The following is a 15,910-nucleotide window of genomic DNA, read 5'->3' on the forward strand; positions in this document are numbered from 1 at the left end:
CCCAAAGAGTCCACCTGAATGCGTCGCTACATCCGCCTGCCGCTGATTTTCCTGGTTGCGAGCCTGCTCGCCTTGCTCCTGGTCGCCGTTGCCGGGCAGCAATACCGTTTGTTCGAGCGCGGCTGGTTCAACCTCAAGACCTGGTGGCAGCCGTTCGAGCAGAGCATCGGCCTGGATCAATACCAGGTGGTGCTTGAGGCGCAACCCATCGAAGGCCTGGACGACGATATCTCGGCGCTGACCTTCGACCCTGACCGCAACAGCCTGTTCACCGTGACCAACAAGCGTTCCGAGCTGATCGAGCTGTCGCTGGACGGGCGTATCCTGCGGCGCGTGCCGTTGACCGGCTTTGGTGATCCGGAGGCGGTGGAGTACGTCGGCGCCAACAGCTATGTGATTACCGATGAGCGCGAGCAGCGCCTGATTCGCGTGCGCCTGACCGACAACACGCCGTTTCTCGACGCCAAGGATGCCGAACAGCTGACCCTGGGCATTGGCCTCAATGGCAACAAAGGCTTTGAAGGCCTGGCCTACGACTCGGCCGGCAAGCGTCTGTTCGTCGCCAAGGAGCGCGACCCGATGCTGATCTACGAGGTGCATGGCTTCCCCCACGACAACCCCGAGCAGCCGTATGCGGTGCATGTGGTACAGGACCAGAAGCGTGATTCGCGGTTGTTTGTGCGGGATCTGTCGAGCTTGCAGTTCGATGAGCGCAGCGGCCACTTGCTGGCGCTGTCGGATGAGTCGCAACTGGTGCTGGAGCTGGATGTGCAGGGCAAGCCGTTGAGCACCTTGTCGCTGCGCAAGGGTTTTCAGGGCTTGAACAAGAGTGTGCCGCAGGCCGAAGGCATCGCCATGGACGATGCGGGGACCATTTACCTGGTCAGCGAGCCGAACCTGTTTTACGTGTTCAAGAAGCCGACCGAGTAGGCATTATCGCGGGGCAAGCCCGCTCCTGCATTGTAGGAGCGGGCTTGCCCCGCGATGCTGTCAGGCCTTGAGGCTCTTGACCCCTTCCGAAGTCCCCAGCAACAGCAGATCCGCCGGGCGCGCCGCGAACAGGCCGTTGGTGACCACGCCGACAATCGCGTTGATCTGGCTTTCCAGCTCGACCGGGTTGGTGATCTGCAGGTTGTGCACATCGAGAATGATGTTGCCGTTATCGGTCAGCACACCCTCGCGGTACACCGGGTCGCCACCGAGCTTGACCAGCTGGCGGGCCACATGGCTGCGGGCCATGGGGATGACTTCGACCGGCAGCGGGAAGGCGCCCAGCACCGGTACCAGCTTGCTGGCGTCGGCGATGCAGATGAAGGTCTTGGCCACGGCGGCAACGATTTTCTCGCGGGTCAGGGCCGCGCCACCACCTTTGATCAGGTTCAGGTGCTCGTCACTTTCGTCGGCGCCGTCGACGTAGAACTCCAGGTCGCTGACAGTGTTCAGCTCGTACACCGGAATGCCATGACCCTTCAGGCGTGCCGCGGTCGCTTCGGAGCTGGCGACCGCGCCGTCGAAGGCGGTCTTGTGCTTGGCCAGGGCATCAATGAAGCAGTTGGCGGTCGAGCCGGTGCCGACGCCGACGATGCTCTTGTCGTCGAGCTTGGGCAGAATGAAATCGACAGCGGCCTGGGCGACAGCCTGTTTGAGTTGGTCCTGGGTCATGCGGGCTCCGAAGCGGGGAGGAGTATCGTGAAGGCGCGTAGTATAGCGGCTAAAACCCCTGCCTTGCTGTGGTCGCCCGACAGGGCGCTGGGGTAGACTCGCAAACCCCGCCCAACCGCTCAGTGATGCTTTCCCGATGCTCGAACAGTACGTCAAGAAGATCCTCACCTCGCGCGTTTACGACGTCGCCGTCGAAACTCCGTTGCAGACCGCCGGCCAGCTGAGCAAGCGTCTGGGCAACAACATCCTGCTCAAGCGTGAAGACTTGCAGCCGGTGTTCTCGTTCAAGATTCGCGGTGCCTATAACAAGCTGGCCCAGCTCAGTGCTGAGGAACTGGCCCGTGGCGTAGTCACCGCATCGGCTGGCAACCATGCCCAGGGCGTGGCCCTGGCGGCCCGTGAGCTGGGGATCAAGGCTACCATCGTGATGCCCAAGACCACCCCCGAGATCAAGATCGAAGGCGTGCGTTCGCGCGGCGCCAAGGTGGTGCTGCACGGTGACTCGTTCCCGGAAGCGCTGGCTTATTCGCTGAAGCTGGTGGACGAGAAGGGCTATGTCTACATCCACCCCTATGACGATCCGCACACCATTGCCGGGCAGGGCACCGTGGCCATGGAAATCCTTCGTCAGCACCCGGGGCAACTGGACGCGATCTTCGTCCCGGTTGGTGGTGGCGGCCTGATTGCCGGCATCGCCGCCTACGTGAAGTACCTGCGCCCGGAAATCAAAGTGATCGGCGTCGAGCCGGACGACTCCAACTGCCTGCAGGCCGCCATGGCTGCGGGTGAACGCGTGGTATTGCCGCAGGTCGGGCTGTTTGCCGATGGCGTGGCGGTGGCGCAGATCGGCCAGCACACCTTTGACATCTGCAAGGACTACGTCGACGCGGTGATTACCGTCAGTACCGACGAGATCTGCGCAGCCATCAAGGATATCTACGACGATACCCGCTCGATCACCGAACCTGCCGGGGCCCTGGGTGTTGCCGGGATCAAGAAGTACGTCGAACTCAATGGCGTGGCCGGCCAGACCCTGGTGGCCATCGACTCCGGCGCCAACGTCAACTTCGACCGCTTGCGCCATGTTGCCGAGCGCGCCGAGCTGGGCGAGGGCCGCGAAGCCATCATCGCCGTGACCATCCCCGAGCAGCCGGGCAGCTTCAAGGCCTTCTGCGAGGCGGTGGGCAAGCGCCAGATCACCGAATTCAACTACCGCTACCATGCCGACGGCGAAGCACACATCTTTGTCGGCGTGCAGACCCATCCGGATACCGACCCGCGTAGCGCGCTGATCCAGAGCCTGACCGAGCAAGGCTTCCCGGTGCTCGACCTGACCGACAACGAGCTGGCCAAGCTGCATATCCGCCACATGGTCGGCGGCCATGCGGCGCGGGTCAGCGACGAGCTGGTGCTGCGTTTCGAGTTCCCGGAGCGTCCGGGGGCGCTGTTCAACTTCCTCAACAAGCTGGGTGGGCGCTGGAACATCTCGATGTTCCACTATCGCAACCATGGCGCGGCCGATGGTCGCGTGGTCGCCGGCCTGCAGGTACCGGATGATGAGCGCCACCTAGTGCCGGCGGCGCTGGCCAAGATTGGCTACCCGTACTGGGACGAAACCGATAACCCGGCGTACCGGCTGTTCCTGGGTTGAGCGTCTACGCTGTTGGGCAACGCCTGAGGAAGAAATAAGAAATGGAACTGCTGACTACTCTGAAAACCGCCCACATCCTGGCCACCGTATTGCTGCTGGGCAGCGCACTGGGGCTGGCGATCTGGACCTTTATTGCGCGCCGCAAGGGCGATGCCAGTGCCCACACCCGGCTGATGGCCCGGCCACTGGTGTTTGTCTGGCTGTTGATGGGCATCTGCCTGGTAAGCATGCCGTTCACCGGCTGGTGGCTGGTGCACCTGATTGGCTGGCCGCTGGGCCAGACCTGGGTGCTGGGGTCCAGCGTGATCTACACCTTCGGGGCGTTCAGCTGGTTCTGGCTGCTGGCGCGGGTCAACCGCCTGCGCACGGCGCCGGCCGTGGGCAACCCGAAGTTCACCCTGGCGCTGGCGGTGTTCAGCGGTGTCTGTTTTATCGCCATCGCCGGGCTGATGGGTGCCAAGCCGGTCTGATCATGCGGGCTTCGGTGGGAGCGGGCAGTCGCTCCCATAGCGGCGATCAATCGCGCAGGCTGATCACCGGCCAACCGCGCTTTTCAGCTTCGGCGCGCAGGTTCGGGTCCGGATCGACGGCGACCGGGTTGGCCACCTGCTCCAGCAGCGGCAGGTCGTTCATCGAGTCGCTGTAGAAGTAGCTGTCGTCCAGGCTGTAGCCGTTTTCCAGCAACCAGCGGTTCAGGCGCGTCACTTTGCCTTCACGGAAGCAGGGTATATCGGTACTGCGCCCGCTGAAACGGCCGTCGACCATTTCGCATTCGGTCGCCAGCAGGGTCTGTACGCCCAGGCGCTTGGCGATCGGGCCGGTGATGAAACGGTTGGTGGCGGTGATGATCACCAGTTTGTCGCCGGCATCCTGGTGCTTTTTCAGCAGGGCCAGGGCCTTGGGCAGGATGATCGGCTCGACGCAGTCGCGCATGAAGTCGCGATGCCATTCGTCGAGTTGCGCCATTTCCGTGGTCGCGAGGATTTCCAGGCTGAAGTTCAGGTAGGCGTTCAGGTCCAGCTTGCCGGCCAGATAGTCCTGATAGAAGGCGTCGTTGCGGTTCTGGTACTCGACCGGGTCGAGAATGCCGCGTTCGCACAGGTAGTCACCCCAAGCGTGGTCGCTGTCGCCACAAAGGAGCGTGTTGTCCAGATCGAATAAAGCCAGGCGCATTTAAGTCACTCGCATAACATCTGAAAAGTCCCACAGAATACGGACTTTTCACATCGGTGCACATAAGGTAAACAGGCGCGTTGCTGGCCTTGTGACCTTTGTGGAACAATGCCGTGACATGCGTTTGCGAGGTTGCTGCCGTGATCGACCCCGATGGTTTTCGCCCCAATGTCGGGATCATTCTGACGAATGATCTTGGGCAGGTGCTATGGGCTCGACGGATCAACCAGGATGCCTGGCAGTTTCCCCAGGGAGGTATCAACCCCGAGGAAACGCCGGAAGATGCCCTGTACCGCGAGCTGAACGAAGAAGTGGGGCTGGAGCGAGATGATGTTGAAATTCTTGCCTGCACCCGCGGCTGGTTGCGTTATCGTTTACCCCAACGCCTGGTCCGTACCCACAGCCAACCGCTGTGCATCGGCCAGAAACAGAAATGGTTCCTGCTGCGCCTGGTCTCCAACGAGCAACGGGTGCGAATGGACTTGACCGGTAAACCGGAGTTCGACGGCTGGCGCTGGGTCAGCTATTGGTATCCGCTGGGCCAGGTGGTGACATTCAAGCGCGAGGTTTACCGCCGCGCTCTCAAAGAGCTTGCCCCGCGCCTGCTGGCGCGCGACTGACGACGGAGTTCGACCCCGAGCCATGCTCAATACGCTGCGCAAGATCGTCCAGGAAGTTAACTCCGCCAAGGATCTCAAGACGGCGTTGGGGATCATTGTGTTGCGCGTAAAAGAGGCCATGGGCAGTCAGGTCTGCTCCGTCTACCTGCTCGACCCCGAGACCAACCGCTTCGTGCTGATGGCCACCGAGGGCCTGAACAAGCGCTCGATCGGCAAGGTCAGCATGGCCCCCAACGAGGGCCTGGTGGGCCTGGTCGGCACCCGCGAAGAGCCGCTGAACCTGGAAAACGCCGCCGACCACCCGCGTTATCGCTACTTTGCTGAAACCGGCGAGGAGCGCTTTGCTTCCTTTCTCGGTGCGCCGATCATCCACCACCGTCGGGTGGTCGGGGTGTTGGTCATCCAGCAAAAGGAGCGGCGCCAGTTCGACGAGGGCGAAGAAGCCTTCCTGGTGACCATGAGCGCGCAGCTGGCCGGGGTTATCGCCCATGCCGAGGCCACCGGTTCGATCCGTGGCCTGGGCCGTCAGGGCAAGGGTATCCAGGAGGCCAAGTTCGTCGGTGTGCCCGGTTCACCCGGCGCTGCGGTGGGCAAGGCGGTGGTCATGTTGCCACCGGCCGACCTCGATGTGGTGCCGGACAAGACCGTTGATGACATCGACGCCGAACTGAAACTGTTCAACAACGCCCTGGAAGGGGTGCGCGAAGACATGCGCAACCTCTCCGCCAAACTCGCCACCCAGTTGCGCCCGGAAGAGCGCGCGCTGTTCGACGTCTACCTGATGATGCTCGAAGACGCGGCCCTGGGCGGTGAAGTGGTGCAGGTGATCAAGACCGGCCAGTGGGCCCAGGGCGCGCTGCGCCAGGTGGTCGGCGAGCACGTCAATCGCTTCGAACTGATGGACGACGCCTACCTGCGCGAGAGGGCTTCGGACGTGAAGGATCTGGGCCGGCGACTGCTGGCCTACCTGCAGGAGGCCCGTCAGCTGTCGTTGGTCTATCCCGACAACACCATTCTCATCAGCGAAGAACTCACCCCGGCGATGCTCGGCGAAGTGCCGGAAGGCAAACTCGTCGGCCTGGTCTCGGTACTGGGCTCGGGCAACTCCCACGTTGCCATCCTGGCCCGGGCCATGGGCATTCCGACCGTCATGGGCCTGGTCGACCTGCCGTATTCCAAGGTCGACGGCATCGACATGATCGTCGATGGCTACAAGGGCGAGGTCTACACCAACCCCAGCGAAGTGCTGCGCAAGCAGTACGCCGAAGTCGTCGAAGAAGAACGCCAGCTGGCCCAGGGCCTTGACGCCCTGCGCGAACTGCCTTGCGTGACCCTCGATGGCCACCGCATGCCGTTGTGGGTCAACACCGGGCTGCTTGCCGATGTCGCTCGCGCCCAGCAGCGTGGCGCCGAAGGCGTCGGCCTGTACCGCACCGAAGTGCCGTTCATGATCAACCAGCGCTTCCCCAGTGAGAAGGAGCAGCTGGCGATCTATCGCGAGCAACTGGCGGCCTTCCACCCGCTGCCGGTGACCATGCGCAGCCTGGATATCGGCGGCGACAAGGCGCTGTCGTACTTCCCGATCAAGGAAGACAACCCGTTCCTCGGCTGGCGCGGTATTCGCGTCACCCTCGACCACCCGGAAATCTTCCTGGTGCAGACCCGCGCCATGCTCAAGGCCAGTGAAGGCCTGAACAACCTGCGCATTCTGCTGCCGATGATTTCCGGTATTCACGAACTCGAAGAAGCCCTGCACCTGATCCACCGGGCCTGGGGCGAAGTGCGCGACGAAGGCACCGACGTGCCGATGCCGCCGGTGGGGGTGATGATCGAAATCCCTGCGGCGGTGTACCAGACCCGCGAGCTGGCGCGCCAGGTGGACTTCCTCTCGGTCGGCTCAAACGACCTGACCCAGTATTTGCTAGCGGTCGACCGCAACAACCCGCGCGTCGCCGACCTCTATGACTACCTGCACCCGGCGGTGCTCCAGGCCCTGCAGAACGTGGTGCGCGATGCCCACGCCGAAGGTAAGCCGGTGAGCATCTGCGGCGAGATGGCCGGTGACCCGGCGGCGGCGGTGCTGCTGATGGCCATGGGTTTCGACAGCCTGTCGATGAACGCTACCAACCTGCCCAAGGTGAAGTGGATGTTGCGTCAGGTCAGCATGAGCAAGTCCAAGGAACTGCTGGCCCAGGCCATGGGCATCGACAACCCGCAAGTTATCCACAGCTCGCTGCAGCTGGCCCTGAAGAACCTGGGCCTGGCGCGGATGATCGGGCCAGGAGTGGGCAAGCCTTTGTGAGGTTTGGGGGCTGCTTTGCAGCCCATCGCTGGCTTGCCAGCGATAGCGTCAGACCTGCAAACACACCTCCCCCAGATGCCCGCCAAGCGGTCCAAAACTGCGCTCCACTAAATGTCGCCGGCCATCGGCCTCGACAATCAGCACGGTACTGGCTCGGGTCCCGTAGTTCTGGCTGGCAATGAACACGCTCGACAATAACCGCTCGGTACCCAGGCCGACGCCGGTCTCTGGCAGCTCGCTGTCTGCCGCCGGCAGGTTATCCCCAAGTAACTCCAGCAAGCGCTTCGGCTGTGGATCGGCCAGTTGCAATTGCAAGCCCGCCCGCGCCTTGACCAGCTTTGGCCAGGGCGTATCCAGGCCGGCGTTGGACAACCCGTAAACCCCGGCGCCCAGCAGCTGCGGCGTGGCTTGCCGGGCATTCAGGTAACCCAGTTGCGTGCTGTCGGCGACCAGCAGGTTGAACCCCGAATATTGCTGGCTGCGGCTGGCCACCTGATCCAGGTAAGCCTCAACCCCAAGCTCCCCGCGCAAAAACGCCGCCACCAGCTCGCCGCGCGAGCGCGCGCCCTGGGGTTGCTGCGGGTCGCGGATATTGGTCAGCGCGGCGAAGCGGCCGTTGGGGCCGACCCCCAGCCAGGTGCCGCCGGCTTCCAGGTCGCGCCCGGCGTAAACCCCGGGCGCATCTTCCCAGGCCCCCAGTACGCGGCTGGGGCGGGCGTAGAACTCATCACGGTTGGCCGCGACGATCAGCGGCTGGGCATGCCCAGGCCGCCAGGCAAAGACGATCAGACACATAGGTGGACCTCTGTGTTTTTGCCCACTCTACCGATAGCGTCCGACGCGATCCATCGACTTAATGTGTCTTCACTAGAGCCGCAGGCCTACCTTCCGTTACCATGCCGGACTGAATTTACGGGGGCGACAATGGAATTCGTGCTCTATCTGGCGCTGGGCGCCTGCGCAGGCGTGCTGGCCGGGCTGTTTGGGGTTGGTGGCGGCATTATCATCGTGCCGGTGCTGGTGTTCAGTTTCACCCTGCAAGGCTTCGACGCGTCGGTGCTGACCCACCTGGCGGTGGGCACCTCGCTGGCGACCATTGTCTTCACCTCGGTCAATGCCATCCGCGAGCACCACCGCAAGGGCGCGGTGCAGTGGCCGATCTTTGTCTGGATGACCCTGGGGATCCTGGTCGGTGCGGGTATCGGTGCCAAGACTGCCTCGGCCATTCAGGGGCCAATGCTGCAAAAGATCATCGGCGTGTTCGCTCTGGTGATCGCCGCGCAGATGGCCCTCGACCTCAAGCCCAAGGCCAGCCGCGGCATCCCTGGCAAGCCCGGGCTGACCCTCGCCGGCAGCGTGATCGGCTGGGCCTCGGCGATCTTCGGCATTGGCGGCGGCTCGTTGACCGTGCCGTTCCTGACCTGGCGCAGCCTGCCGATGCAGCAGGCGGTGGCAACCTCGTCGGCCTGCGGCTTTCCGATTGCGGTGGCCAGCGCCCTGAGTTTCATCTGGCTCGGCTGGCACGACCCGCACCTGCCCGCCCATAGCCTGGGTTTTGTGTACCTGCCGGCGCTGCTGGGGATTGCCCTGACCAGCATGTTTTTCGCCCGCTTCGGCGCGCGCCTGGCACATAAACTGTCGCCACGCCTGCTCAAGCGGCTGTTCGCCGCGCTGCTGTTTTGCGTCGGCCTTAGCTTTTTGCTTTAACGAGAGGAGTCACCATGCTGCCTTATCCGCAGATAGATCCAGTAGCCCTTGACCTGAAATGGATCAAAATCCATTGGTACGGTCTGATGTACCTGGTCGGCATCGGCGGCGCCTGGCTGCTGGCCTCGCGTCGCCTGAACCGCTTCGACCCGACCTGGAGCCGCGAAAAACTCTCGGACCTGGTGTTCTGGCTGTCCATGGGCGTAATTGTCGGCGGGCGGTTGGGCTACGTGCTGTTTTATGACCTGCACGCCTACCTGGCCAACCCGACCTTGATCCTCGAAGTGTGGAAGGGCGGCATGTCGTTCCACGGCGGCTTTATCGGCGTGATGCTCGCCGCCTTGTGGTTCGGCAAGCGCAACAACAAGTCGTTCTTCGAGCTGATGGACTTCGTTGCGCCACTGGTACCGATCGGCCTCGGTGCGGGGCGTATCGGCAACTTCATCAACGCCGAGTTGTGGGGCAAGGCCACTGATGTGCCGTGGGCGATGGTCTTCCCGCCGTTCAGCGACCCGGCGCAGTTGCCGCGTCACCCGTCGCAGCTGTACCAGTTCGCCCTGGAAGGTGTGGCATTATTCCTGATCCTTTGGCTGTACTCGCGCAAACCGCGCCCGACCATGGCCGTTTCCGGCATGTTCGCGCTGTTCTACGGTATTTTCCGTTTCATCGTAGAGTTCGTGCGGGTACCCGATGCCCAGCTTGGCTACATCGCCTTCGGCTGGTTGACCATGGGTCAGTTGCTCTGCGTGCCGATGATTGTCGGTGGCATCTTCCTGATCTGGTGGGCCTACAACCGCAAACCCACGGTCAAGGCCGCCGTTTGAATTTCCACGGCAGGGCGATCCCCTGCCGTCTTTGCTACAGGTAAGCCATGAAACAGTATCTAGATCTGGTCCGCGACGTCATCGAAAACGGCACCCTTCAAGGTAACCGTACCGGTATCCGCACCATCAGCCTGCCTGGCGCCATGCTGCGCTTCGACCTGCAGAAGGGCTTCCCGGCCATCACCACCCGCAAGCTGGCGTTCAAGTCGGCTATCGGCGAGATGGTCGGCTTCCTGCGTGGCGTAAAGAACGCCGGCGAGTTCCGTGAGCTGGGCTGCAAGGTCTGGGATCAGAACGCCAACGAAAACGCCCAGTGGCTGGCCAACCCGTTTCGCCAGGGCCATGACGACCTCGGCGAGATCTACGGCGTGCAATGGCGCCAGTGGCCGGCCTACAAGCGCATCCCGCTGAGCAACCCGGCGGCCATCGAACTGGCCAAGAGCCAGGGCTTCCAGCAGATCGCCCAGGCCGAGGAAGACGGCGAAGCCTTCGTGGTGCTGTACAAGGCCATCGACCAGATCCGCCAGTGCATCGACACCATCCACAACGACCCGGGCAGCCGGCGCATCCTGTTCCACGGCTGGAACTGCGCCCAGCTCGACGAGATGGCCCTGCCGCCGTGCCACCTGCTGTACCAGTTCCACCCGAATGTCGAGACCAGGGAAATTTCCCTGACCCTCTACATCCGCTCCAACGACCTGGGCCTGGGCACGCCGTTCAACCTCACCGAAGGCGCCGCACTGCTGTCGCTGATGGGCCGCCTGACCGGCTACACGCCGCGCTGGTTCACCTATTTCATCGGTGATGCGCATGTCTACGAAAACCACCTGGACATGCTGGGCGAACAGCTCAAGCGCGAGCCGCTGGCTGCGCCGAAGCTGGTGATCAGTGATCGCGTGCCGGAATTCGCCAAGACTGGCGTGTACGAGCCAGAGTGGCTGGAGAAGATCGAACCGAGCGACTTCAGCCTCGAAGGCTACGAGCACCACGCACCGATGACGGCGCCGATGGCGGTCTGATCCTGTAGGAGCGGGCTTGACCCGCGATGCGGTCTGTCAGTCACATCGCATCGCGGGGCAAGTCGGGTCGCCGCACCGCTGCCCCTACAGGTACCTTAATCAGTGCCCGTGGCTTCTGCCCACATGTGAATGCTCCGCCTCTGGCGCCGTTACTGCGCCATTGACCTCAAGATGCTGCAGGATCGAGCACTGGACCTCCTTGGGATGGCAGTGCTGACGCAGTTCCAGCAGTTGCGCCTGCAGTGCCTGCAGCCCATCGATGCGCGCCTTGACGTGCTGGATGTGCTCGTCGATCAACGCATTGACGCTTTCGCACTGGTCATCCGGGCTGTCGCGCAGGCGCAGCAGGCTGCGGATTTCTTCCAGGGTCATGTCGAGGGTGCGGCAGTTGCGGATGAAGGTCAGGCGCTCGACGTGGGCCTGGGTGTACATCCGGTAGTTGCCTTCGCTGCGCGCCGGCTCCGGCAGCAGGTTTTCCCGCTCGTAGTAACGGATGGTTTCCACCGCGCAATCGGTGGCCTTGGCCAGTTCTCCGATCTTCATCTGCAAATACCTCGACAAGTGGCTTGACCCTATAGTGGCTACAGGGTGTTCACTTGGCAACAGGACATTTAAGGATGAACCCATGAATCAGCCTGTCAGCCACACCCCCGGTAAAGCTCCTCACGATCATGACCACAGCCATGATCACGCCAGGCATGAACATGCCGAGCACGCCCACAGCTGCTGTTCCCACGACGCCGCACCGGCGCTGGTGCAACTGAGCGAGGCGAGCAGCGCCGGTGCGCGCCTGAGCCGCTTTCGCATCGAGGCCATGGATTGCCCGACCGAACAGACCCTGATCCAGAACAAACTGGGCAAGCTGGCCGGGGTCGAGCAGCTGGAATTCAACCTGATCAACCGCATCCTCGGCGTGCGCCACACTCATGCCGACACTGTCGCCATCGAGCAGGCGGTCGCCTCGCTGGGTATGCAGGCCGACCCGTTGAGCGAGTCCAGCGACGAAGCTGGCGCTGCGCCTGCGCCGGTGAAAAAACACTGGTGGCCGCTGGCGTTGGCCGGTGTTGCGGCACTGGGCGCCGAAGCAATCCACTTTGCCGAGCTGGCGCCGTCCTGGGTCGTGGCCCTGGTCGCCCTGGTGTCGATCCTCAGTTGCGGTCTGGGCACCTACAAAAAGGGTTGGATCGCCCTGAAGAACGGCAACCTCAATATCAACGCACTGATGAGCATCGCCGTGACCGGCGCGGTGCTGATCGGCCAGTGGCCGGAAGCGGCCATGGTCATGTTCCTCTTCACCGTCGCCGAGCTTATCGAAGCGCGCTCGCTGGACCGCGCGCGCAACGCCATCGGCGGTCTGATGCAGTTGAGCCCGGACCTTGCCACTGTGCAGCAAGCCGATGGCCAGTGGCGTGAGCTGGACGTCAAGCAGGTCGCCCTCGGTGACCTGGTGCGCGTGCGTCCCGGCGAACGCATCGGCCTGGACGGCGAGGTGGTCAGCGGCCAGTCGAGTATCGACCAGGCACCGATCACCGGCGAGAGCCTGCCGGTAGAGAAGGGCCCCGGTGACAAGGTGTTCGCCGGCACCATCAACCAGGCCGGGGCGTTGGAGTACCGGGTGACGGCGGCGGCCGGGCAATCGACCCTGGCGCGGATCATCAAGGCCGTGGAAGAAGCCCAGGGCGCGCGGGCGCCGACCCAGCGCTTCGTCGACCAGTTCTCGCGCATCTACACCCCGGCGGTGTTTGCCTTCGCCCTGGCGGTGGCGGTGATTCCGCCGCTGTTCATGGCTGGCGCCTGGTTCGACTGGATCTATCGCGCGCTGGTGTTGCTGGTGGTGGCCTGCCCCTGTGCCTTGGTGATTTCCACCCCGGTGACCATCGTCAGCGGCCTGGCCGCGGCGGCGCGCAAAGGCATTCTGGTCAAGGGCGGGGTGTACCTGGAGGGCGGGCGCAAGCTCGACTTCCTGGCCCTGGACAAGACCGGCACCATCACCCACGGTAAGCCGGTGCAAACCGACCATGAAGTGCTCGAACCGCTGTTCGAAGGCCGCGCCCAGGCGCTGGCGGCAAGCCTTGCCGATCGTTCCGACCACCCGGTATCCCGTGCCATTGCGGTGTTTGCCAATCAGCAGCAACTGCCCCTGAGCGAGGTCACGGCCTTCGAAGCCCTGGCCGGTCGCGGTGTGCGTGGCGAGATCGACGGTGAGCTGTATCACCTCGGTAACCATCGCCTGGTCGAGGAGCTGGGCCTGTGCTCGGCACAGCTCGAAGCCCGGCTCGATACCCTGGAGCGGCAGGGCAAGACCGTTGTACTGCTGCTCGACAAGTCCGGCCCGCTGGCGCTGTTCGCCGTCGCCGACACGGTCAAGGACAGCAGCCGCGAGGCAATTGCCGAGCTGCATGAGCTGGGTATCAAGACTGTCATGCTGACCGGCGACAATCCGCACACGGCCCAGGCGATTGCCGCCCAGGTCGGGATCGACCAGGCCCATGGCAACCTGCTGCCGGCCGACAAGCTCAAGACCATCGAGGACCTGTACGCCCAGGGTCATCGGGTCGGCATGGTCGGCGACGGTATCAACGATGCGCCGGCACTGGCCCGCGCCGAGATCGGCTTTGCCATGGCCGCGGCCGGTACCGACACCGCCATCGAGACCGCCGACGTGGCATTGATGGATGATGACTTGCGCAAAATCCCGGCCTTCGTCAGGCTCTCGCGCCAGAGTGCGGCGATCCTGACTCAGAACATTGTTCTGGCGCTGGGGATCAAGGCGATCTTCCTGGCAGTCACCTTCGCCGGCATGGCAACCATGTGGATGGCGGTGTTTGCCGACATGGGCGTGAGTTTGCTGGTGGTCTTCAACGGCCTGCGCCTGCTGCGTAAATAGAGGATCTATGTTGAGTTCCGAGTTGAAAGCCTTCTACATGGTTGCCCGCCTGGGCAGCATTACCCTGGCGGCGAAGAAACTCGGGCTCAGCCAACCGACGGTAACCACGCAGATCCGCAACCTCGAAAGCCAGTACGCGGTGGAGCTGTTCTACCGTGGCGGTCGCCGCCTGACCCTCAGTGACGACGGCACGCGGCTGCTGCCGATGGTCAAGGCCCTGCTGCAGCAGGAGGCCGATATCGAGTTCTTCCTGCGCAACAGTGGCCAGGGCCAGGGCAGTTTGCGTATCGCTGCCACGGCGCCGTACTACATCCTCGACCTGGTGAAGATCTTCCGCGAGCGCTTGCCGCAGGTGGAGGTGTCGGTGGAGATCGGCAACTCCCAGCAAGTGCTGGAATTGCTTGAGGACTACCGGGTCGATCTGGCCGCCTCATCGCAACTGGTCGAGGATGCACGGCTGGTGCGGCGGGTGCTGGGTACCGATCCGCTGGTGGTGGCGGTGCATCGCAACCATGTGCTGGCCAGCCGCGAATCGCTGCCGCTGTCGGCGCTGGCCGGGCATTGCCTGCTGGTACGTGAGCAGGGCTCGACCACGCGCAAGCTGACCGAGCAGATGCTTGAAGCGGCGGGGGTGAAGGTCGGCTCGCTGCTGGAGATCGGCAGCCGCGAATCGATTCGCGAGGCGGTGCTGCGCAATATCGGCATCAGCATCATTGCCCGCCATGAAGTGCCGCATAACCCCGAGCTGCGGGTGCTGAGCCTGGAGGGCGCGCCGCTGATGCATGAGTATCTGTATTGCTTGAAGGAGCGGCGCCAGGCGCGGTTGCCGGCGGCGTTTCTGGGGTTGGCTCAGGAAGTGGCGGCGGTCGAGGTGTAGGAGCGGGATTTGCATCACACCAAAATCTGCCTATACCACTATCGGCAACTTTTGCCTCTGCGCCACAGAACCTTCGCATTGCCCGCCTAGCATGGCCCTCATTCGTTCGATGAGGTCCTGCCATGAACACTCCGGTCGCAAACCCTGGCGCACAGATGAAAGTGCGCGGTATCCACAAGCGCTTCGGCGCCTTTACCGCCCTGCACGATGTTTCCCTCGACGTCGCCGCCGGTGAGCTGGTGTGCCTGCTGGGCCCCTCCGGCTGTGGCAAGACCACCCTGCTGCGCTGCATCGCCGGCCTCGAGCGCCAGGATCGCGGCACCCTGTACATCGGCGACCGTGATATCTCCGAGCTACCGCCCCAGGCCCGCGACTACGGCATTCTGTTCCAGTCCTATGCGCTGTTCCCCAACCTGACCGTCGAAGCCAATATCGCTTACGGCCTGGCCGGCAGCGGTCGTGACGAAGTGCGCCAGCGGGTGGCGCAGATGCTTGAGCTGGTGGGCCTGAGCGGCAGCGAGAAGAAGTACCCCGGCCAGCTTTCCGGCGGCCAGCAACAGCGCGTGGCTCTGGCCCGAGCCCTGGCCCCGGCACCGTCGTTGCTGCTGCTCGACGAGCCGATGTCGGCCCTCGACGCCCGGGTGCGCGAACACCTGTGCAGCGAATTGCGCCAACTGCAACGCCAGCTCGGCATCACCACCCTGATGGTCACCCACAACCAGGACGAAGCCATGTTGATGGCCGACCGTATCGCGGTGATGAACAACGGCCAGGTCGAGCAGTACGCCACCCCGCAGGAAATCTACGACAAGCCGGCCACGCCGTTCGTTGCCGAGTTCGTTGGCCAGGGTAACTGGCTGCCGTTCCAGCGCCACAGCGACAGCCATGCCCAGGTCGGTGCGCTGAACATGCGCCTGGCCGATGGCGCCAGCCAGGCCCGCAGCGGTCGGCTGTTCTGCCGCCCGGAAGCGATCAGCGTCAACCCGCCGGTGCATGAAGAGAACCTGTTCCCGGCGCGGGTGCGCGAGATCACCTTCCTCGGCAATCGCTGCCGCATGAGTTTCGAATTCAACGAACTGCCAGGCCATGCCCTGCTTGCCGAAGTCGCCCCCGAGTCGATGCCGCGCCTGGGCTCCCAGGACATCTGGGTCGCCTTGCCGCCGCGCAGCCTGCAGGTGTTTGCCTGAG

Annotated in this window: 15 protein-coding genes; 11 read left to right on the top strand and 4 right to left on the bottom strand. The window is 63.5% G+C overall.

All coding sequences use genetic code 11. The annotated features are described in order from the left end of the window. Positions 1-18 precede the first annotated feature (18 nt). Positions 19-930 carry an SdiA-regulated domain-containing protein gene (locus tag LOY34_RS01000; protein ID WP_195885432.1) on the top strand — a complete coding sequence of 304 codons (912 nt, stop codon included), beginning with the start codon at positions 19-21 and terminating at the stop codon, positions 928-930. Positions 931-990: 60 nt separating this feature from the next. On the opposite strand, the gene rpiA is transcribed toward LOY34_RS01000, so the two are convergent. Then, complete coding sequence (gene rpiA / locus LOY34_RS01005; RefSeq protein WP_010222132.1) at positions 991-1,662, bottom strand: ribose-5-phosphate isomerase RpiA; 672 nt, start codon at positions 1,660-1,662, stop codon at positions 991-993. 136 nt (positions 1,663-1,798) lie between these two features. Here rpiA and ilvA point away from each other — a divergent pair, with 136 nt between their 5' ends. Together ilvA and LOY34_RS01015 are read left to right on the top strand one after the other, a co-directional pair. Continuing rightward, positions 1,799-3,313, top strand: coding sequence for a threonine ammonia-lyase, biosynthetic (ilvA, locus tag LOY34_RS01010; protein WP_195885433.1), 1,515 nt, complete (start codon positions 1,799-1,801; stop codon positions 3,311-3,313). A gap of 41 nt (positions 3,314-3,354) precedes the next feature. Continuing rightward, positions 3,355-3,783 (top strand): DUF2269 family protein, encoded by a 429-nt coding sequence (locus tag LOY34_RS01015; RefSeq protein WP_195885434.1) that lies wholly within the window; start codon positions 3,355-3,357, stop codon positions 3,781-3,783. 46 nt (positions 3,784-3,829) lie between these two features. Here LOY34_RS01015 and LOY34_RS01020 read toward each other — a convergent pair whose 3' ends face one another. Beyond that, positions 3,830-4,486, bottom strand: coding sequence for an HAD family phosphatase (locus tag LOY34_RS01020; protein ID WP_195885435.1), 657 nt, complete (start codon positions 4,484-4,486; stop codon positions 3,830-3,832). A 140-nt stretch (positions 4,487-4,626) separates the two neighbouring features. On the opposite strand from LOY34_RS01020, the gene LOY34_RS01025 reads away from it, so the two are divergent. Both LOY34_RS01025 and ptsP read left to right on the top strand, forming a co-directional pair. Then, positions 4,627-5,106: an RNA pyrophosphohydrolase gene (locus LOY34_RS01025; protein ID WP_010222140.1), complete on the top strand. Its 480-nt coding sequence runs from the start codon at positions 4,627-4,629 to the stop codon at positions 5,104-5,106. Between the two features lie 22 nt (positions 5,107-5,128). Beyond that, positions 5,129-7,408: a phosphoenolpyruvate--protein phosphotransferase gene (gene ptsP, locus LOY34_RS01030; protein WP_045201822.1), complete on the top strand. Its 2,280-nt coding sequence runs from the start codon at positions 5,129-5,131 to the stop codon at positions 7,406-7,408. A 48-nt stretch (positions 7,409-7,456) separates the two neighbouring features. Here the strand turns inward: ptsP and LOY34_RS01035 are convergent, their stop codons facing one another. Continuing rightward, complete coding sequence (locus LOY34_RS01035; protein ID WP_195885436.1) at positions 7,457-8,203, bottom strand: NRDE family protein; 747 nt, start codon at positions 8,201-8,203, stop codon at positions 7,457-7,459. A gap of 129 nt (positions 8,204-8,332) precedes the next feature. On the opposite strand from LOY34_RS01035, the gene LOY34_RS01040 reads away from it, so the two are divergent. The 3 genes from LOY34_RS01040 to LOY34_RS01050 are packed head-to-tail and all read left to right on the top strand — an operon-like array spanning position 8,333 to position 10,958. Beyond that, positions 8,333-9,115 (top strand): sulfite exporter TauE/SafE family protein, encoded by a 783-nt coding sequence (locus tag LOY34_RS01040; RefSeq protein WP_045201826.1) that lies wholly within the window; start codon positions 8,333-8,335, stop codon positions 9,113-9,115. Positions 9,116-9,129: 14 nt separating this feature from the next. After that, entirely contained in the window at positions 9,130-9,939 is an 810-nt protein-coding gene (gene lgt / locus LOY34_RS01045) for a prolipoprotein diacylglyceryl transferase (RefSeq protein ID WP_045201832.1), read from the top strand. 47 nt (positions 9,940-9,986) lie between these two features. Then, on the top strand, positions 9,987-10,958 hold the full coding sequence (locus LOY34_RS01050) for a thymidylate synthase (RefSeq protein ID WP_045201834.1): 972 nt from the start codon (positions 9,987-9,989) through the stop codon (positions 10,956-10,958). Between the two features lie 99 nt (positions 10,959-11,057). Here LOY34_RS01050 and cadR read toward each other — a convergent pair whose 3' ends face one another. Then, the gene (gene cadR / locus LOY34_RS01055; protein ID WP_038997693.1) at positions 11,058-11,501 is read right to left on the bottom strand and encodes a Cd(II)/Pb(II)-responsive transcriptional regulator; all 444 of its coding nucleotides are present in this window, start codon (positions 11,499-11,501) and stop codon (positions 11,058-11,060) included. A gap of 82 nt (positions 11,502-11,583) precedes the next feature. On the opposite strand from cadR, the gene LOY34_RS01060 reads away from it, so the two are divergent. From LOY34_RS01060 to LOY34_RS01070, 3 genes are all read left to right on the top strand, one after another. After that, positions 11,584-13,845, top strand: a complete 2,262-nt coding sequence (locus tag LOY34_RS01060) for a heavy metal translocating P-type ATPase (RefSeq protein ID WP_195885437.1) — start codon at positions 11,584-11,586, stop codon at positions 13,843-13,845. Between the two features lie 7 nt (positions 13,846-13,852). Continuing rightward, positions 13,853-14,722, top strand: coding sequence for a LysR family transcriptional regulator (locus tag LOY34_RS01065; protein WP_093377326.1), 870 nt, complete (start codon positions 13,853-13,855; stop codon positions 14,720-14,722). 122 nt (positions 14,723-14,844) lie between these two features. Continuing rightward, on the top strand, positions 14,845-15,909 hold the full coding sequence (locus LOY34_RS01070; protein ID WP_045201841.1) for a putative 2-aminoethylphosphonate ABC transporter ATP-binding protein: 1,065 nt from the start codon (positions 14,845-14,847) through the stop codon (positions 15,907-15,909). Position 15,910: the final 1 nt, after the last annotated feature.

The organism is Pseudomonas sp. B21-009 (assembly GCF_024749345.1).
Lineage (GTDB): Bacteria > Pseudomonadota > Gammaproteobacteria > Pseudomonadales > Pseudomonadaceae > Aquipseudomonas.